The following is a 17,509-nucleotide window of genomic DNA, read 5'->3' as shown; positions in this document are numbered from 1 at the left end:
GAGTCACATTAGTAACTCTCTATTTTAAGCATAAAAAAAGAACTCTTAAAGTTCTATGATAATGGAATTTCTAGTGCTTCACACATTTTTCTTACTTCTTCTCTGTATTTTACAGGTACTTGGTCAATTGTTTTTAAACCTCTTTCTATTAATCCTACATAAATTGCTGCCATACTATTTCCTCCTTCATTTAATTTTATATTTTTTAATGACATAGTAGATGGTTTTGATTGGCTATCCAATACCATTTCACATATTTCAGCAGTTGCCAACATTAAATCTGTAATGTCATTGTTTTGAGCTATTTGACTTGTATCTATAATATTAAGCTTAATGTCATTTTCTTTTCTATTTTTAATATCATGTATTTTTCTTTTGTCTATTTTTAACATTTTTACCTCCTATTATTATTTAGTTTTGTTGGAATTGTGATGGATCATAGCTTAGTAATATTGAAGGTCTTTTTATAGACGTCCATTTATCACCTTTTTCAACTATTATCTTTGGTTGTACCATAGACATATTTGATTCTTCGAATTCATAGATTTCTTGGTATCCAGAATCAACTTTTTTGATTTCTTTTAATAAGATATCTTTAAAAAGTCCAGTTTTATTTGTTCTTACTTGAACTTTTATGTTATTCAATAATATAGATATGGTATCTTCAGATTGTAATTCATCTTCTAAACCTCTATCTAATATGATTATGATGTCATCTATATCTTGATCTATAACATCTGATATTTTATAAATTTTATTGTTTATTAAAATTGAACTTCCAATAATATTCTCATTACCTGTTGATTCTTTATATATAAACATAGTATCATATAGGTTTTCATATTTAGAATAGGCTTTAAACATTATTCTATTGCTACCTATTTTTAATTTATCTTTTGGTATATTGAATATAATTGAATCAACACTTGTTTTAGATAGTGTTTCTATGGATTCTCCATTTATAATCATTTCTACTTTTGTTATATCATTGTTTACGTCTTGTATATTTACCCTAACAGAATTTAATGTTTTACCTACTAATTCTATATTAGTATCTTCTGATGAAATTCTTGATATTATATATAAAGTATCATCAGTTGATAACATATCAACTATATTATCTATTTCATCTAATGGAATTGGTGAAAAACTAGATATGTAATATAATGCATCATCTATATGAAAAGCTGGGGTGTTTTTACCTGCAACTTGTAAATTGTTATTATTATCTATATAAAATATATTATTATCATCTATTTGTGTTAATTCTTTTATATTATCTGCTATTTTTATAAATAATTTGTATACTACATCTTTTGTATCTAATCCTAATCCAAAACAGCAATTAATGTTTAATCCTTGTGCAAATAAAATATTATTTTCTGTTAGAGCAAGAATGTAATTATTTGTTATCTTTATGTCTTTTAAATTAGTAACAGAAGATATAGTTTGAACTGTGTTTACAGTTTCATTATGTCCTAATCCTAATTCATAATTAGTATTTTTTCCTATACATTTTAAACTATTATCTATTGAATCTATATAATATGTAAAGTTATTTCCACATGCTATATGTTTAATGTGAGTTATATTTAATTTAGTAAAGTTGTCATACCTTTTTACTGTTAATTCTTTAAATAATTCTCCATATTCATTAGAACCACATCCATAGACTTCTCCATTTTCTAATAGAACTATTACATGTGTTCTAGATATGGCTACTTCTTTTATATTATCAAATGGTAATGATATGTATTCATATTCTATATATGTATCACCAAATATATTTGAATAATTTATATCTGTATCTGTAGGGACTATTACTTTATTATTAATTAATAGATAATTATATTCTTTTTTAATATCTATTATATCTCCCATTACAAAAGGTAAAGGGACAGGTTCTGTACAATAATTATAATTGTTATATCTGCTTTCATAGGTATTTTCTATTCCTAATTGTCCTTTGGTGTTAGAACCACAAACTTCAAAATCATTTGTATTTTTTTGAATATAAATAGAATACGCATTAGTATATAACATTTTAACATTACTTCTTATTTTAATATATGAAGCTATTACACCAGTACTACATTGTCCTAATTGCCCAAATGAATTAGTACCACTACCAAATAAATTGTTATTCATATCTATATAATAACAGCATTCACTATCATTAAAAATATCTTTTACATTTTCTTTTATTAAAGTATAAGTAGAATTAGCATGAGTTGAACCATAATTTTTATGACCAGCAGAATATAATTTATTATCTAGTGTTAAAAATAAAGTTGTGTTGCTATTACAAACTATTTTTTTTACATTTTGCAATGATAATTCATTAAAAGTTGTAATAGTAGAATTCATATCTAATCCTAAACATTTATTACTATTTTTACCAGTAACACTACAAGTATTTTGATATGAAATTATAAAAGTATTTAATCCTGCAATTATCACTTCTTTTATATTTTGCCCTTTTTTAATAAGTGTAAGTTGTCTAGTTTGAGTACCCATTCCAATTTGTCCATATGTATTATCACCACACATATACAATTCATTATTATTGTTTATAACTGCTAAGATACTAGAACTACAATAAAGATCTCTTATATCATTAATATTAATTAAATCAAATTTCAATTTATTTTCGTTATTTCCAAAAGTACCAATTCCTAATTGACCATGAGTATTATCTCCACAGCAGTATACTAATCCATTTTCAAATAATAAGAAACTATTACTAGGTGCACATGATATTTTTTTTATGGGAGAAGTATTAAAACTAGTATCAATTTCAGTAAATATATTTCTATTGTTAGTATCATTTAACCCTAACTGACCTTTATCATTTTTACCACATGAATATATAGTATTATCATTTTTTATTACAAAAGAAGTAGCACTACTAATAATTATATCTTTTACATCATCTATCGGAACTTGTGTAAATTCATTTTTATTAATTGTATCTCCTAAACCTAATTGACCATATTCATTATCGCCACATGAAAATAGAGAACCATCTTTTTTTAATATAAATGTTGCATAGTCAGATGTTTCTATTTTTTTTATCTCATCCATAGTAATATAAGAATTATATTGGTCTGTTATATTAACTAATCTGTTTGTATAAGCATGATGTCCTGTGTTTCCTATTCCAAATTTATTATAATAATTTATTCCAATACAATATATGTTGTTATTGCTATCTATTATTATAGAACTAGTTTGTGTACTTATAATATCTTTTACATTTTTTATAGGATATGATTCTATATAACCATAATTGAGTTTATTATATTGATTAGGACGAATTTTAAGACCACTACTATCTGAATACAATATGAAATAGTTTAAAACAGCTATATTGTCAGCATTAAACTGAGGGTCATAGTAATCCGCTTCAAAAAAACATCCCCAATAACTATTTGAATCTTTTGCTTTTATTAATCCTATTGCATTATTAGATAAAAATTTTGAATCGTATTGTTGGTTTAATCTATTATAGTCTTCAAAGAATCTTGTTGAAAAATCAACAACAGCATTGTAAGCTCTTTTAGTTCCAAAACGGTAACATTTTACAGAAGAAGTATTATCAGAATTTGATGCTGTGTAATCCATATAACTGTAACCAGTTGTAAACATTCTATCATTCATATTAATTACTACACAGCCTTTATATACTGGAATAACATCTTTTATTACACAAGGCAGGCTACTATTACTATAATATAAATTAGATACTTTAACAAAAGATGAATAAGTACTTGTATTATCAAGTCCTAGTTCATAATAATTATTTAAACCTTTAACATATAAATAATTAGTAGAATCTTCAATTAAATAAAAATTATTATCATAAGATGCGATTTTTTTTATTTTTATACTTAAATTATCCATTTGATTTGTAAAAATAGAAACATTATTATTCTTTAAAACATATGAATTATTACCACTACCTAAAAGAGTTCCTTCAGTTGTTAAAATCATTGTATAATTAGATTCGATGCATATTTGTTGTATATTACTAACATTAACAAATTGAAATAAGCTTTTATTAAGTTTATCTCCTACCCCTAATTGACCACTAGTATTTAATCCACAAGACCATATAGAACCATCATTTTTCATTATAAATGTAGTATATCCAAGCCTATCAGAGTAAACTTCTTTTACATTATCAACAGGAACTTTACAGAATATTGACCTATTTTTTGTATCTCCTAATCCAAGTTGTCCATTAATATTATATCCACATGCGTATAAATTTCCGTTATTTAATAATATAAACATAGTATAATCTGTTAAAAGAATCTGTTTATAGTCATGAAAATTATCATATAGTTTTACATTTTGTATTTCACAGCTATCTTTTGTTAACATTATTTTATCTTTATATTTAAATATATTTTTTATATTATCTGTATTATGAAAATTAAACTTAGTAGGAGAATATATAATCATTTCATTAAAAAAGCATCCTAATTGATTAAAGTTATTTAACCCACCAACTAGAATATTATTATCTTTATCTATTAGAAATGAATGTTGTTTACTACTATAGATACTTTTTATATTATCTGTTACTTTAGTGTATGTTATTGTATTTATAATATCGTATTTATTATCTATTAAAGATTCTCCATATTTATTGTAACCAGCACTATATAAACTTCCATCATTTTTTAGAATAAAAGTATGATTATATGAACAATTTACATCTAGTATATTTTTTTCGTTAGATAGAGTAAATATATTTTTACTTATAATAGTATTATCTCCATATTCTCCATTAGAATTATATCCAGTAAAATATAGTTCATTATTATCTTTTAATAAAGCTGTATGATTTGAACCAACACTTATTTTTTTTACATTGTCTATATTAATTTTTGTAAATATATCTCTATTATTATTATCACCTAAACCAAGTTGTCCAGATCCATTAAATCCACAAGAATAGCATGTATTATCATTTTTAATTATATACGCACTATATAAAGATGTATAAATCGATTTAACATTATCTATATTAATTTTTGTAAATGTATCTCTATTAAGTGTATCTTTTATATCAGCATTTGTTCCTAAACCTAATTGACCATAATTATTATTGCCACATGAATATGCCAAATTATCATTATCTATATAATAAGAAGAACCTTCTCCGCAAGCTATATATTTTACATTTTGTAGAGATAATTTAGTAAACTCATAATATATTGTATCTGGAAGTTTACCAATTCCGAATTGGTTTTTGTCATTTCTACCTGCTGCATAGACAAACCCATCATTAGTTAATAATAAGGCATGATTTGTACCAACAGCTATCATTTTGACATTACTTACTGGGAGTTTTGTAAATGTTTTAACAGTTTTAGTATCTTTACCTAAACCTAACATGTACTCAGTATTGTTTCCACAAGCATAAGCATTATTATTTTTGTCTAATGCAAAACTAACATCTGCATATCCAGTAAAAAAACCTACAAAATTAAATGAATCATAAGTTCTATCAAACTTATTTAAATTTATGCTATCATTATTAAAGTATTTTCCTCTTTGAAATAATTTTGTTTTTTTTATCAATAAAAACACCTCTTTATCTTATTTTATATTTATATTTTCCTAAATTAATTTGGGTAGAATCTTTAGGATAAGTTTGACTTACAGTATTATCAATTGAGTTATTATTTAATTCATGAATATATCTAAGTTTATTGGATATAAAAGGAATCTCAGTATTTCGAAATGTTACACTTCCATAAATACCCCTTATACATTTTCCTATTGTATCTAATTTTAAATCATTCATAGCTATTATATTTTTATTATCTTTTAATGTATCATACCAGTATCCAGCTTCATCTATTGTAGCATTTTGTTCTAAATCCATTTCTATTGAAAAATCTAACATTTTATTTAGAAGTATAGCATAGTTATTTTTTAATATAGCTAATTCAACAGCTATATCTCCAGTTATATCTCCATTAGAATCTACAGCTTTTTTATTAATTTCATTTATGGCTTCAAGAATTTTTTTACTTTCAGTTTCTAGTTCGCTAAAGCTTGTGTCAATATTTAAATCTCCAATTTCTCCCCTAGATGGTTTACCAGTATCATTTTCACCTATAAACCAATTGCCATTTTCTCCGATTGAAGGTGTTACCCCAGTATCGCCTTTACTCCCTTTTAGACTCTCTATAAATTCTTGGACAGTTTTATCTTTATTTTGAGATATACCTCTCCATGTTTCATATGCAGATTTTCCTTCATTGCCAATATCACCTTTATTTCCTTTAGATGACTTACCAGTATCTTCTCCATTTATAAACCAGTTACCATTTTCACCTATACTTGGAATAGGTGTTATATCTGTGTTGATACCTACTATATTTATAGTTGCATTAATAGCAATTTCATTAAATATTTCAATTGTGTCATTGTCAACTATTTTATATGAACACAATAAACTATTTTGTGTGTTTTTTTCTATTATGCTTACCAATAAACATTTAGAATCTAAGTTATGCTTTATAGATTTATAATAAAAATCATCTTTTAATTTCCAGTCATTTAAATCAATGTCTAATGTTGCACTATAGATAGAATCAGGTTGCCTTATTAAATTCCTTAATTCATCTATTGCTTCTTTAGTATTAGTGGAATTTAATCCACTAATAACATTATTATATTTTATATCTTCAGCCTGTAACTTTAAAATTTTATTACTATCCAATATTATCTACTCCTTTACATTTTATTTTAGATGTAGAGATTATCATATCTCTTTCCTCTGATGTGATAATTTTATTAGATGACATAGTGTTTATATATTTTTCATCTATATTACCAATTTTCCACATATTAAGTAGAAAGTTATATAATGAGTTCATTTAACTCACCTCCAGTCAATTATTTTAATAATATGGCTAATATTGCTTGTTCAATTGCAGAAATTCTATCTTCTAAGGCTATGTTATTTTCAGAATAAGAATCTGGAATAATTTTTTCAAACTCATCTTTTTCTTGAACAGTATATAAATCTTTTTTTCTTTTATAATCTCCTATAAATTTAAAATCACCTAGTTCTAATAAATAACTCCAAAGATCTTCTGCAATATTTATATAAGACTTAGGTATATTATTTTTATGGATGTTTTCTATATAAAATCCATTGAATGATTTTAAATCTTTTTTCAGACCCATCTTAAATATCTTTCTCATTTTTACCTCCTTCTAGAAGTTATAGATTCTAATACCCAATTGCAAGTATATATAAAGTAAGTGATCCTTCTATATCAGCGACTGAACCTGCTGCTTTAACATGATAACCAAACTTTGTAGATGTTAGGCCACTTTCTTTTGCAACTCCATGAGAAAAGCATGCATTATCTCCAGCTGAAGATATAGCACTGTATAAACCAATACATGCATTAGGAAATGCTATAGGTAAATTTCCACCACCTCTTTTGGTATCAGCACCTGTGAATGATAATTTAATTTGAGTCCATTCTATTATTAATCCTCCTAAATCTGAACCTAATGAAATATAACCGCTAGTGGGAGACTTGTTAGAAGTACATCCATGATTATGAGAAGAGGGATTAAAAGAACTAGGTTTTCCACTAATATCATTCCAATTTGATACTCCAGAATCACCTTTGTCTCCTTTATTACCTTTTAAAGAACTTAGCCATTCTGTAATATTACCTAAAAATCCATTTTCAGATGCAATCTCATAGGCAGATTTACCAGTTACACCAATATCGCCCTTATCACCTTTTAGTGAAATTAACCATTCTTCAGAATTACCTGAAAATCCATTTTTTAATGCAATTTCATATGCTGAATCTCCATTTGTACCAGTTATACCAATATCACCTTTATTTCCTTTTAATGAGTTGAGCCAATCTTCTTTTGTTCCAACAAATCCCTCCTCAAGTGCAACATCATACGCTGTTTTTCCTTCATTGCCAACATCACCCTTGTCTCCTTTATTGCCTTTTAAGGATAATAACCAATCTTCTTTAGAACCAACAAATCCATCTTCAAGTGCAATTTCATAGGCTGATTTACCAGTGTCACCCTTAGAACCAGTTTTCCCTATTGAACTTTTACCAGTATCAGTATCACCAAGAAACCAATTACCATTATTTCCAATCGTTGGAGTTATACCAGATTTGCCAGTAGCACCAGTTAAACCTATGTCTCCCTTATCACCTTTTAGACCTGATTTACCAATTGAGCTTTTTCCTGTATCAATATTATTGATATGCCAGTTACCATTCTCACCTATAGTTGGCAAATAATTTATGTTTATATTGTCTGATATTACTAAAACATTTGCATTAACAGGTGTATCATTATATATATTAATGGTATTATCGTTGATAATTTTATATGAAGTTATTAGATTTATATTGGTATCAATATTTAAGATACTAATAAATAAGTTCTTAGAAGAGAGATTATGATTTATTTCTATATAATATAAATCATCTTTTTCTAACCAATTATCTAATGTTATATTTTGAGTATGAATCATTAACTCAGATTTAGTATCTATTTCACTTTTTAATTCATCTATAGCTTTTTGTAAATTTACAGCTTTTAAATTACTTGTTTCATTATTATATGTAACAGTATCTGCACTTAACTTTAGTCCTTCTATATCATCCATAGCATGAATATGCTTGCTTGGATTAAATTTGTCTGGTTTATTTAATATATTTTCCCAGTTAGATGTTCCATTTTCACCTTTTTCACCTTTTTCACCTTGAATTACGCCACAATCTACCCATTTTTTTATGTTATCCCAGATATATAGATGTCTTTGAATTAAGTAAGCATCACCAGTATTGCCTTCTTGAGGAAGCTCTTCTACAGTATCAAATGCTCCTTTTATTTGTAATCCAGTTCCAACATCACCTTTTTCACCCTTTGATACTTTTCCTGTATCAATATTTCCAAGAAACCAGTTACCATTATCACCAATCATCGGTGTTATACCTTCATCACCTTTTAAAGATAGTAACCATTCATCTTTAGAACCAACAAATCCATCTTCAAGTGCAATTTCATAGGCTGATTTACCATTATCACCTGTTAATCCTATATTTCCTTGTTCCCCTTTATCTCCAGTAATTCCAATAGAACTTTTTTTTGTATCAACATTGTTTATAAACCAATTTCCATTGTCTCCAATTACTGGTATATATGATACATTAGAGCTATTTCCTAAAACAACAACAGTGGCATTAATTGCTTCGTCATTGTATATCTCAATTGTATCTATATCAATTATCTTATAAGAAGAAATCAAATTTATATTAGTATCATTGTTTAATATACTAATAAATAAGTTTTTAGAAGATAAGTTATGTGGAATTTCTATTGAGTACAAATCATTTGTCAATTTCCATTCATTTTGCTCAACATTTTTGGTATACATAATTGAATCAGATTTACTATCTACAATCCCTTTTAATTCATCAATTGCTTTTTGAACATTTATGGAATTTAAATTACTAATTTTATTATTATACGTAACAGTATCTGCATCCAATTTTAATCCTGATATATCACTCATTAAGTGTGTATGATTTGTAGGATTAAATGTTTCTGGTTTGTCTAATATGTCATCCCAAGTAGAAGCTCCATCTTTACCAGGTGGCCCTTGAATTATTCCACAATCTATCCATTTCTTTATATTGTCCCAAACATATAAGTGCTGCTGCACTAAATAAGCATCCCCAATTGTTCCTTCTGATGGGAGTTCATTTACAGTGTCAAAAGATCCTTTTATTTCTAAGCCACTTCCTATATCTCCCTTATCACCTTTTGATTGTTTACCAGTATCTTCTCCATTTATAAACCAATTTCCATTTTCACCTATTAATGGAGTATCTCCTTCTTCACCTTTTAAGGATAATAGCCATTCATCTTTTGTTCCCTCAAATCCATTTTCTATAGCAACGTCATAAGCTGATTTTCCTATGATACCAATATCACCTTTATCTCCCTGCTCACCTTTTAACCCAATTGAGGATTGTCCTGTATCAACATTATTAATAAACCAATTACCATTTTCCCCAATTGTTGGTGTAAATCCATCTAATCCTTTTAATGAATTTAACCATTCTAATTCTGTACCTTCAAATCCATTTAATTTTGCTAAATCATATGGAGATAATCCTTGTTCTCCAGTATCTCCTTTTAAATTTACATATATATATTCAGTTGATCCTTCTTGACGAATACCTAATTGAGTATTATCCCATATAAACTCTATACTTTTTCCTGTTAAACCAGTATCACCCTTGTCCCCTTTAACTCTTAAATCTTTTATTATTTTCCATTCAGCACCATCATATATATATAGATCATAACCAACGAAATAAGTATCACTTATAGTTGGGTCTGTTGGTAACTGATCTACAGTATCTACACTACCTTTTATCTCTAATCCAAGTCCATCTTTACCCTTCAATTCGTCTTTTGATGGAATCGCATCTATGGCTTCTTGTACTTTATTTTCCATAGTATCTTTAGATGTATTTACAGAATTAATTAAGTCAGTTTTGGCTGTTGTCACTTCTGTAGTTAAAGTTTCTTTAGTAGAATTAATTGAGTTTATTAAATCAGTTTTAGTTGTTGAAATATCAGCAATTACATTATCTCTGGTTTCATTAAATGAGTTTGTTAAGTCAGTTTTGACTGTTGTTACTTCTGTAACTAGAGTTTCTTTGGTAGAATTAACTGATTTAATTAAATCAGTTTTAGTTGTCAATATGTCTTGATTTATATTATCTTTAGTATTTGTTATATCTTCAATTAAATTTTCTTTAGTTTCATTGATATCATCAGTTATTTGTTGGGCTTTTTCATCAAATTGATATTGAATGTCAGTAATTTTATCATCAATTTCTGATTCCATTTCTTGTATAGAGTTTTGTCTATCTATCTCTTGATTTTGACGAGTAATTTCTTGATCTTTTCTAATAATTTCTGAGGCTATTCTTTCTTGTTCTGCTGAGTCTCTTAATTCTTCATTTTTAAGTATAGTAATTTCAATATTTTCTATTTTTACCTTTAAATCTTTTAGTTCTTTTAAATTATCTTTATATTGAGATATAAGAATCATCAAAACTGAGTATTCATCTGAACTTACTATATCACTATCATTTAAAACTCCTTCTTCTACTCTATAGAAAACTTTTGGAGAGAACATTTGACTTTCTTCATTTATTAGTGCTATTTGAAATGAGTTTAGACCTGAACATAATAGTGCTTGTTTTGAAAATATTATTTCTACTATTCCTTTAGATTCATCTATGATCTTACATTGTTGATCAATTGTTGTTCCATCATTTTTTTTTATGTTTAGAGTTATGTAATCATAAACTGATAAATCAATTGATTTATCATTATTTTTAAGTTCTACTGTTATTACTGCTGTGTTTGTATCATTTTCATCATAAATAAATGAATCTACGAGACTTTTATTTATTTTATAGTTACTAAAATCTAATACTAAAGGATAATTTTTTATTTCATAATTTCTCAAAGTATCACATCCTATTGATTTTTATTTTTTTCTTGCTTAAACTTTTCTAATTTTGTTTTTAAGTTATTTATGTCCTCTTGATGTTGTACATTTAAAGCTTTATATAATATAAGCTCACTATGTAAACTCTTTATTTCTTCTATAGCTATTGTGTATGCATTTTGTATATTTACTTCCATTTTATTCTCCTCCTTATATATCCAAAGACTCTTTAAATTTATCTATATTTTCTTTTAAGTAATTGTACCCAGACTCAAGTGGATTTTTACCTATTTCATCCAATATATTAATTCCAAAATAAGTATCAAAATTATCATCCATAACAGATATGTTTTCATACTCAACCGCATCTAAACCATTTCTTCTTGCATCTTCTGAAATATATCCTGCTATTTTAATTTGAGCCATTTTGTTACTATAAGAGATATTTACAGTTGATATTCTCCAATAATAAACTTGTTGACCTGTTGCTAATAACTTACTCTTTCCAATTGCCATGTTGCTCTTCACCACCCATTATTTTATAATATGTATGTTCATATCCTATTCTTTTTCCTATTATTCTAAAATCACATTTACCTGTATAGCCTTGAACTTTAAAATAGTCACTGCCTTTTTCAATGATTTTACAATTGCTATTAGAACTAAATATTGCAAAATTTAATATACTCTGAGAAAAGATACTATTTAATTTTATTATTGTACCAGTTTCTTCGACCTCTATATCAAATAAAACATCTTCAATTAAAAGTTTAGGACTGTCAACTGGAGACATACCAAATGTTGTACCATTTATTTCTATTGCTCCAGATTTAGAACCATTTCTAGCAAAGTGTTGTCTTTCTTCTCCATTTATCATAAAAGAAATAGCACCTCTTTTCCAGATTACTATTCCATTGTCATCATCCCAGTCTTCAGAAGTATAAAGACGAAAATTTCCTCCTGTTAAATCCATTCTTGTATATCCATCATCTCCAACGTCTATTTTATTTGCTCCAAATTTAGCATCATTTGAACCAAATTTATAATTCTCATAAGCATTTATATATATAGCGGCACTTCCACTTCCAACAAAAAAATAATTATTGCTATCATATTTTAATCTTATAGCTGATGCTTGACTAGCACCATCAGATTTTCTTGCATCTATTGCAAATCCAGACTTGCTACTTCCAAATAATCGGATTATTGGTTCATGTCCAGATGGAGTAGTTAATATATCGCATGCTATAGCTCCTTGATTTACTGTTAAACCACTAGAATTTATAACAACAGAATCGGCTATCTTATTAAATCCAATTCTTATATCTGTAGGTGATTGCCTTATAATTGAAGAAATGTCACCTTCTGAAACCTTTGAAGCAATTTCTCCTGCCATTAACCTGATTTCAGAACTCATTTCTCCAACATTAGTATCAAGTTTTTTCACACTCAAAGCTATTTCGTTGGCTTTTACATTTATTTGTGCAAATTCTTCTGAAACACTTCCACCCATACCTTTAAGAAATACTCCATCAAGAGTATTTTTTAGTTCATTAACCTTTAAATTATACTTTGCAAATCCATTTGTAACTAGAATTACATCTGAAGGTGTGATTATATTATCAGATATAACTGAATTGATTATTGTTTTAAGATTATTATGTGCATTATCTAAAGCTGTTTTAGAGCTATTAATTGCAGCAATACTTGTACTATCACTATTTGATTGACATCTATCAATTATTTTTTGTATTTGAGTGTATAAATTAGATTTATCTGTATCTAATAAACTTATTTGTGTAGATATTTGAGTCTTTTCAATATCTGTAATTTCATCATCTCTAAAATATTCATTAATATTAGAATTAAATAATCCTAAATCAGAATTAAGCTTAATTATAAGATTATTTGTATCTTCTCTTAATTTACTAAGCTCTTTAGAGTCATTAAAATTTTTAGTTGCTTCCTTTACAAATATATTTATGTTATCTGCCTTTTGATCTATAACTGAAATATTCTCTTTAATATAACTAGTATATTCTTTTACATCTCCAACTGTTTGTCGTATTCCATCTAAATCTTTTTCAACAGAAATAAATCTATCTCCAAGTTTTTTATCTGTTTCATATAGAGCATAGATCTCTTTCTCTATGTTTTTTTGAGAATCTCCATCATAATTTATACTAAATATATCACTGTCATTAGGTACCTCAGTATGAATTCCATTATCATTTATAACTATTAAAAACCTTGTATTACTTCTATCTAACATTAAATTAGAAGTTTCAAGCTTATAAGGGTTGTTTGCGTTCCAATATATATACTTTCTATTTGTTGATTCATCTTGTACAGTATAAACTTCTTCATTATAAGTCACTATACATCCTGTTATTCTTATATAACTTAATGTATAACTATTATCATATATTGCCATTAAGACACCACACTTTCTGGAACATTCATTCTATTGAATTTTTGTCTATTGAGTAAGTACTTTTTCTTATTGACTGAATCCATAGTATGTTTTGATTTAGTTAAGTAATCAGAAATAGTTCTTGTATTATCTTCCTTTAATTTTTTATTAGATAAATCTAAATTTAAACTTCCATCTTTAAAGTTTTGTGTATATCCAACAAAATATATTATATCTTCAGTATTTTCATTTCTATCATAAAATATAATTATGTCTCCTACACTTAATGATCCATTCCAATGCTGTCTAAACTCCATATTAATAATTCTATTTAAAAAGTTTACAGAGTCTATTGTCCAATCCACTGTTGGTCTACACTTAAACTCTAGCTCTCTTTTTCCTGTTTCAATTAAGTCTTCAACCTCCAAAAATGAATCATTTGTATAAGTATCACAATAAATAAATTCTTTTAATTCTTCTAGTAATATTTCATTAAAAATTAATTGTCCATTTTCATTAGTTGCGGTTTCTCTCTTACACAATATGTTTATTTGCTTTATACTATCTTCTAATTCTAATACTTGTTGTTCTAAATTTTTTATAGTTACTTCAAGTATTACTTTTTTATCATTATTCTTAGTTATATCTGCTGCTACTTTGGCAGCATTAATAGTATCTTTATTTGTCTCATATGTCTTTTTAATACTATATAGTGCATTGATGGTAGAGTAGATTACTTGGAGTTTATTTTTATTGTCCCTTAATTCTTTTTTCTTTTTATTCTTTTCATCTATTAATTTTAACCACTCAACTTCTCTTAACTTAATCATCTCATTATACTTAAGTATTGCATTCACTAAGCCTGTACTCATCTCACCATTTTCTAAAAAATAAGAGTAGTTTTCAATATATTTATATCCTGTTACAGTAGCTCCAATGATGTCCATCTCCTCATTTCCAACTAAAGTCATTCTAGTGACTATTTCATCTGAATTTCTAGTCTTTTCATGTGATTTTATATAGTTATCATAAGATAATACTAATTCTATATTGTCTCCAAAACTATCTACATCATATAAATGAACTCTCTTATTATATGTATCAAATTGAACAACACATCCAAATTCTTCTTTAATATCATTAATTAAAAAGTCATGCCAATTACTATCTACACTTTCTTGCCACCTTACCTTTTCTCTTTTTTCTCCAGTATCAGTAGTTTCATAACCTATTGAGTCATCTACATTGCCTAAAATCCATCCAGTTTCTTCTTTCATATAATTATTAAGACTAATTATTCCAGCATCCTTATCTTCTGTAAATAATTGTAGTCCTATGTCTTCAATATTTAAATTTATCTTACCCAGTTTAACTTCTGCTGATGTTGCTCTAATAACTTTATTCTTATATCCATCTTCTTTTATTTCTTTTATTACAAAATACTCTTTATTGTCTACACATATAAACCTTTCATTACTTACTTCATAATACAATGGATTTATTATTTTTTGGAATGAAAAGCGATTTGTTATAAATTTTGGTATGGTAAATTGAATTTCATCTGTACCATCAATGCTACGAGTTAAACTATCTATAAATTCAATTGGAATTTCACCTAGAATTTCTTTGTTAACTTTATGGAGGGTTATATTATACTCTCTTTGGATTTGTTTGAGATTCACATTAAAATGCATATTTTATCACCTTCTTTACATTAAAAAAGCCCATCATTAATAATGGGCTAAAATATTTTATTAATTGTTAAATTATGGTATAATTTGTTATAGTAAGGAATTATAAATCGAAAGTGCTAAGAGTGGTTGTTTCTATATTTAGCCTACTTCTTCAAAGGAAGGAGGTGAGCCTCACTTTATTTTTTTATGGGGAGGTGAATTTATGGAAACAGTAGTGTTTAATGTTTGCCTAAATATTGTATCAAGTTTAATAGCTTGTTACATATATGATAAAGCAAAAAACCACTCAGACGCCAATAAGAGTGGTTTCAAAAGATAAATTGATTTTTAATTAACTTTAAGGAAACAATCACTCTTTGTATTAAGTAGATTAAATTCCTTACTTTTTATTATACCACAAATACGTTTTTTGTAAAACAGATTCGTTTACAGTCAATAAATAAAAAATCACCAGATAAAGACGATTATTGATTCCAATTAATACATACTCAAAATAGATATATTATAAATCATTTCATTATTCAAAGTTCACTTCAATATCTTCAAGGTCTTTTTCATCTATATATTTCATTCTTATTTCTGTCTCAATAAGAAGTTCACAATCTACTATATTATTTATAATTTGTAACACCTCCTTAAATATATACCAGAGTATGAAAAGAGCCACTTGTTTAAGGTGGCATAGATAAGTAGAAATTCTTTATGTAAAATATTTTAATTTTCTGTTATCTGTATTATATCTTTATTCTACTCCTGTCGTCAATATAATATTAAATTTAACATATTGGTAATTTATGGTATAATATTTTTAGAGACTACAGTTTAGACTATTAGGGTGATGGCTCTTTAGTTAAAATCCCCAGGAAAGGGGGTGAGACTATGGAGTACTTAGTTTTATTTTTAATAATGATAATTATGATTACGAGAATAATAAATCATTTGACGAAGCTGATAGATGCAATCTTAAATTTGAAAGCATCTATTAGAAAACTAAAGAATCACCAGACTGGAGGGTCTAGTGATTCTGAAAGTAATACATAAATCTATTATTTTTTTTATTGTTAACTTCAAGAACTACACCCTACTGCAAATAGTTTGTAGTCTCTTTTTGTCTTTATGATATAAATTTTATATCATTTATATCATAATTATACTCCAATATTGTCACAACTGTCAATGTTGTCATTATTCTAATTAAATAACTTTTTTAAAATAAAAAGCCATAATATTTTAATATTTAGTTTTTCTTACTATTTCTTTGGCAAGTTCATCTTGAGACTTTTTAATCATTTTTTCTACTTCTTTTAATATATCCCTATTCATAGTACCTTGTACACTAACTAATGGAGCATTGTAATTAAATTGATTTTGATTAGATTGTTGAGGTTGATAACTACGACCTCTAGGTACTGAATAATTGCTATATTCACCAACACCTAATTTATCTTGAATATCTAACATATCCTCCATTACTTTTTTAGCAATTTCAAGATTACCAACTAATTCACTTTTTATAATAGCCCCTGTAGCCCCTAATCCATCACCATACTTATCAGCAAAATCAAGCAATGTTTGTTGTAAATCATGAACCTCACCATTTATATCTGTGAATAATCCTGTGTTTAATGCTTCTTTGATTAATCTAGCTAATTCTTCTTTAGTATACTTATTATCCAAATCTTCTTTAGCCTTATCTGCTTCATCTTGGAGTCTATCACTTTCATCATCGTACATATCGTTTACATCTTTATCAATTTGGTCTTGAACTAAATCTTCTAATGCTCTCTTAGCCTCTTCTAATTCTTTTCTTAATTCCTGTACCTTCTTTTGTCCTGATAGTGAACTATC

General features: G+C 26.6%; 12 protein-coding genes. 1 reads left to right on the top strand and 11 read right to left on the bottom strand.

Translation table 11 applies throughout. The features are described 5' to 3' along the window. Positions 1–53: 53 nt before the first annotated feature. Genes IC214_RS09290 through IC214_RS09245 form a run of 10 tightly spaced genes read right to left on the bottom strand, consistent with a single transcriptional unit; the run spans position 54 to position 15,661 of the window. Complete coding sequence (locus tag IC214_RS09290; RefSeq protein ID WP_227866531.1) at positions 54–392, bottom strand: CD1375 family protein; 339 nt, start codon at positions 390–392, stop codon at positions 54–56. Positions 393–411: 19 nt separating this feature from the next. Further along, the gene (locus IC214_RS09285; RefSeq protein WP_227866530.1) at positions 412–5,592 is read right to left on the bottom strand and encodes a chromosome condensation regulator; all 5,181 of its coding nucleotides are present in this window, start codon (positions 5,590–5,592) and stop codon (positions 412–414) included. A gap of 13 nt (positions 5,593–5,605) precedes the next feature. Next, positions 5,606–6,742, bottom strand: a complete 1,137-nt coding sequence (locus IC214_RS21170; protein WP_413926657.1) for a hypothetical protein — start codon at positions 6,740–6,742, stop codon at positions 5,606–5,608. Beyond that, positions 6,735–6,899 (bottom strand): hypothetical protein, encoded by a 165-nt coding sequence (locus IC214_RS09275; protein WP_021383122.1) that lies wholly within the window; start codon positions 6,897–6,899, stop codon positions 6,735–6,737. The genes IC214_RS21170 and IC214_RS09275 overlap by 8 nt, the downstream gene beginning before the upstream one ends. Before the next feature lie 19 nt (positions 6,900–6,918). Beyond that, entirely contained in the window at positions 6,919–7,230 is a 312-nt protein-coding gene (locus IC214_RS09270) for a hypothetical protein (RefSeq protein ID WP_227866529.1), read from the bottom strand. Positions 7,231–7,258: 28 nt separating this feature from the next. After that, on the bottom strand, positions 7,259–11,572 hold the full coding sequence (locus IC214_RS09265; protein WP_227866528.1) for a BppU family phage baseplate upper protein: 4,314 nt from the start codon (positions 11,570–11,572) through the stop codon (positions 7,259–7,261). Positions 11,573–11,583: 11 nt separating this feature from the next. Then, entirely contained in the window at positions 11,584–11,751 is a 168-nt protein-coding gene (locus IC214_RS09260) for a hypothetical protein (protein WP_227866527.1), read from the bottom strand. Positions 11,752–11,764: 13 nt separating this feature from the next. Next, positions 11,765–12,070, bottom strand: coding sequence for a hypothetical protein (locus IC214_RS09255; protein ID WP_227866526.1), 306 nt, complete (start codon positions 12,068–12,070; stop codon positions 11,765–11,767). Next, entirely contained in the window at positions 12,051–13,988 is a 1,938-nt protein-coding gene (locus IC214_RS09250; RefSeq protein ID WP_227866525.1) for a tail fiber domain-containing protein, read from the bottom strand. The genes IC214_RS09255 and IC214_RS09250 overlap by 20 nt, the downstream gene beginning before the upstream one ends. Then, complete coding sequence (locus IC214_RS09245) at positions 13,988–15,661, bottom strand: phage tail protein (protein ID WP_227866524.1); 1,674 nt, start codon at positions 15,659–15,661, stop codon at positions 13,988–13,990. Before IC214_RS09245 ends, IC214_RS09250 begins: the two co-directional genes overlap by 1 nt. Before the next feature lie 879 nt (positions 15,662–16,540). Here IC214_RS09245 and IC214_RS09240 point away from each other — a divergent pair. After that, the gene (locus tag IC214_RS09240; RefSeq protein ID WP_018112694.1) at positions 16,541–16,702 is read left to right on the top strand and encodes a hypothetical protein; all 162 of its coding nucleotides are present in this window, start codon (positions 16,541–16,543) and stop codon (positions 16,700–16,702) included. A 189-nt stretch (positions 16,703–16,891) separates the two neighbouring features. Here IC214_RS09240 and IC214_RS09235 read toward each other — a convergent pair. Continuing rightward, a partial coding sequence (locus IC214_RS09235) for a hypothetical protein (protein ID WP_227866523.1) occupies positions 16,892–17,509 on the bottom strand: 618 nt, incomplete at its 5' end.

The sequence above is a fragment of the Clostridioides sp. ES-S-0190-01 genome, assembly GCF_020658275.1.
In the GTDB taxonomy this organism is placed as follows: Bacteria; Bacillota; Clostridia; order Peptostreptococcales; family Peptostreptococcaceae; genus Clostridioides.
Note: the sequence above shows the minus strand (reverse complement) of the source record. Positions and strands in the feature narration are given on the sequence as shown.

Bases quoted from the DNA above. Each gene is read 5' to 3' on its own strand.
- IC214_RS09260 (WP_227866527.1), bottom strand. From the start codon at position 11,751: ATGGAAGTAAATATACAAAATGCATACACAATAGCTATAGAAGAAATA.
- IC214_RS09240 (WP_018112694.1), top strand. From the start codon at position 16,541: ATGGAGTACTTAGTTTTATTTTTAATAATGATAATTATGATTACGAGA.
- IC214_RS09250 (WP_227866525.1), bottom strand. From the start codon at position 13,988: ATGGCAATATATGATAATAGTTATACATTAAGTTATATAAGAATAACA.
- IC214_RS09270 (WP_227866529.1), bottom strand. From the start codon at position 7,230: ATGAGAAAGATATTTAAGATGGGTCTGAAAAAAGATTTAAAATCATTC.
- IC214_RS09245 (WP_227866524.1), bottom strand. From the start codon at position 15,661: ATGCATTTTAATGTGAATCTCAAACAAATCCAAAGAGAGTATAATATA.
- IC214_RS09290 (WP_227866531.1), bottom strand. From the start codon at position 392: ATGTTAAAAATAGACAAAAGAAAAATACATGATATTAAAAATAGAAAA.
- IC214_RS09255 (WP_227866526.1), bottom strand. From the start codon at position 12,070: ATGGCAATTGGAAAGAGTAAGTTATTAGCAACAGGTCAACAAGTTTAT.
- IC214_RS09275 (WP_021383122.1), bottom strand. From the start codon at position 6,899: ATGAACTCATTATATAACTTTCTACTTAATATGTGGAAAATTGGTAAT.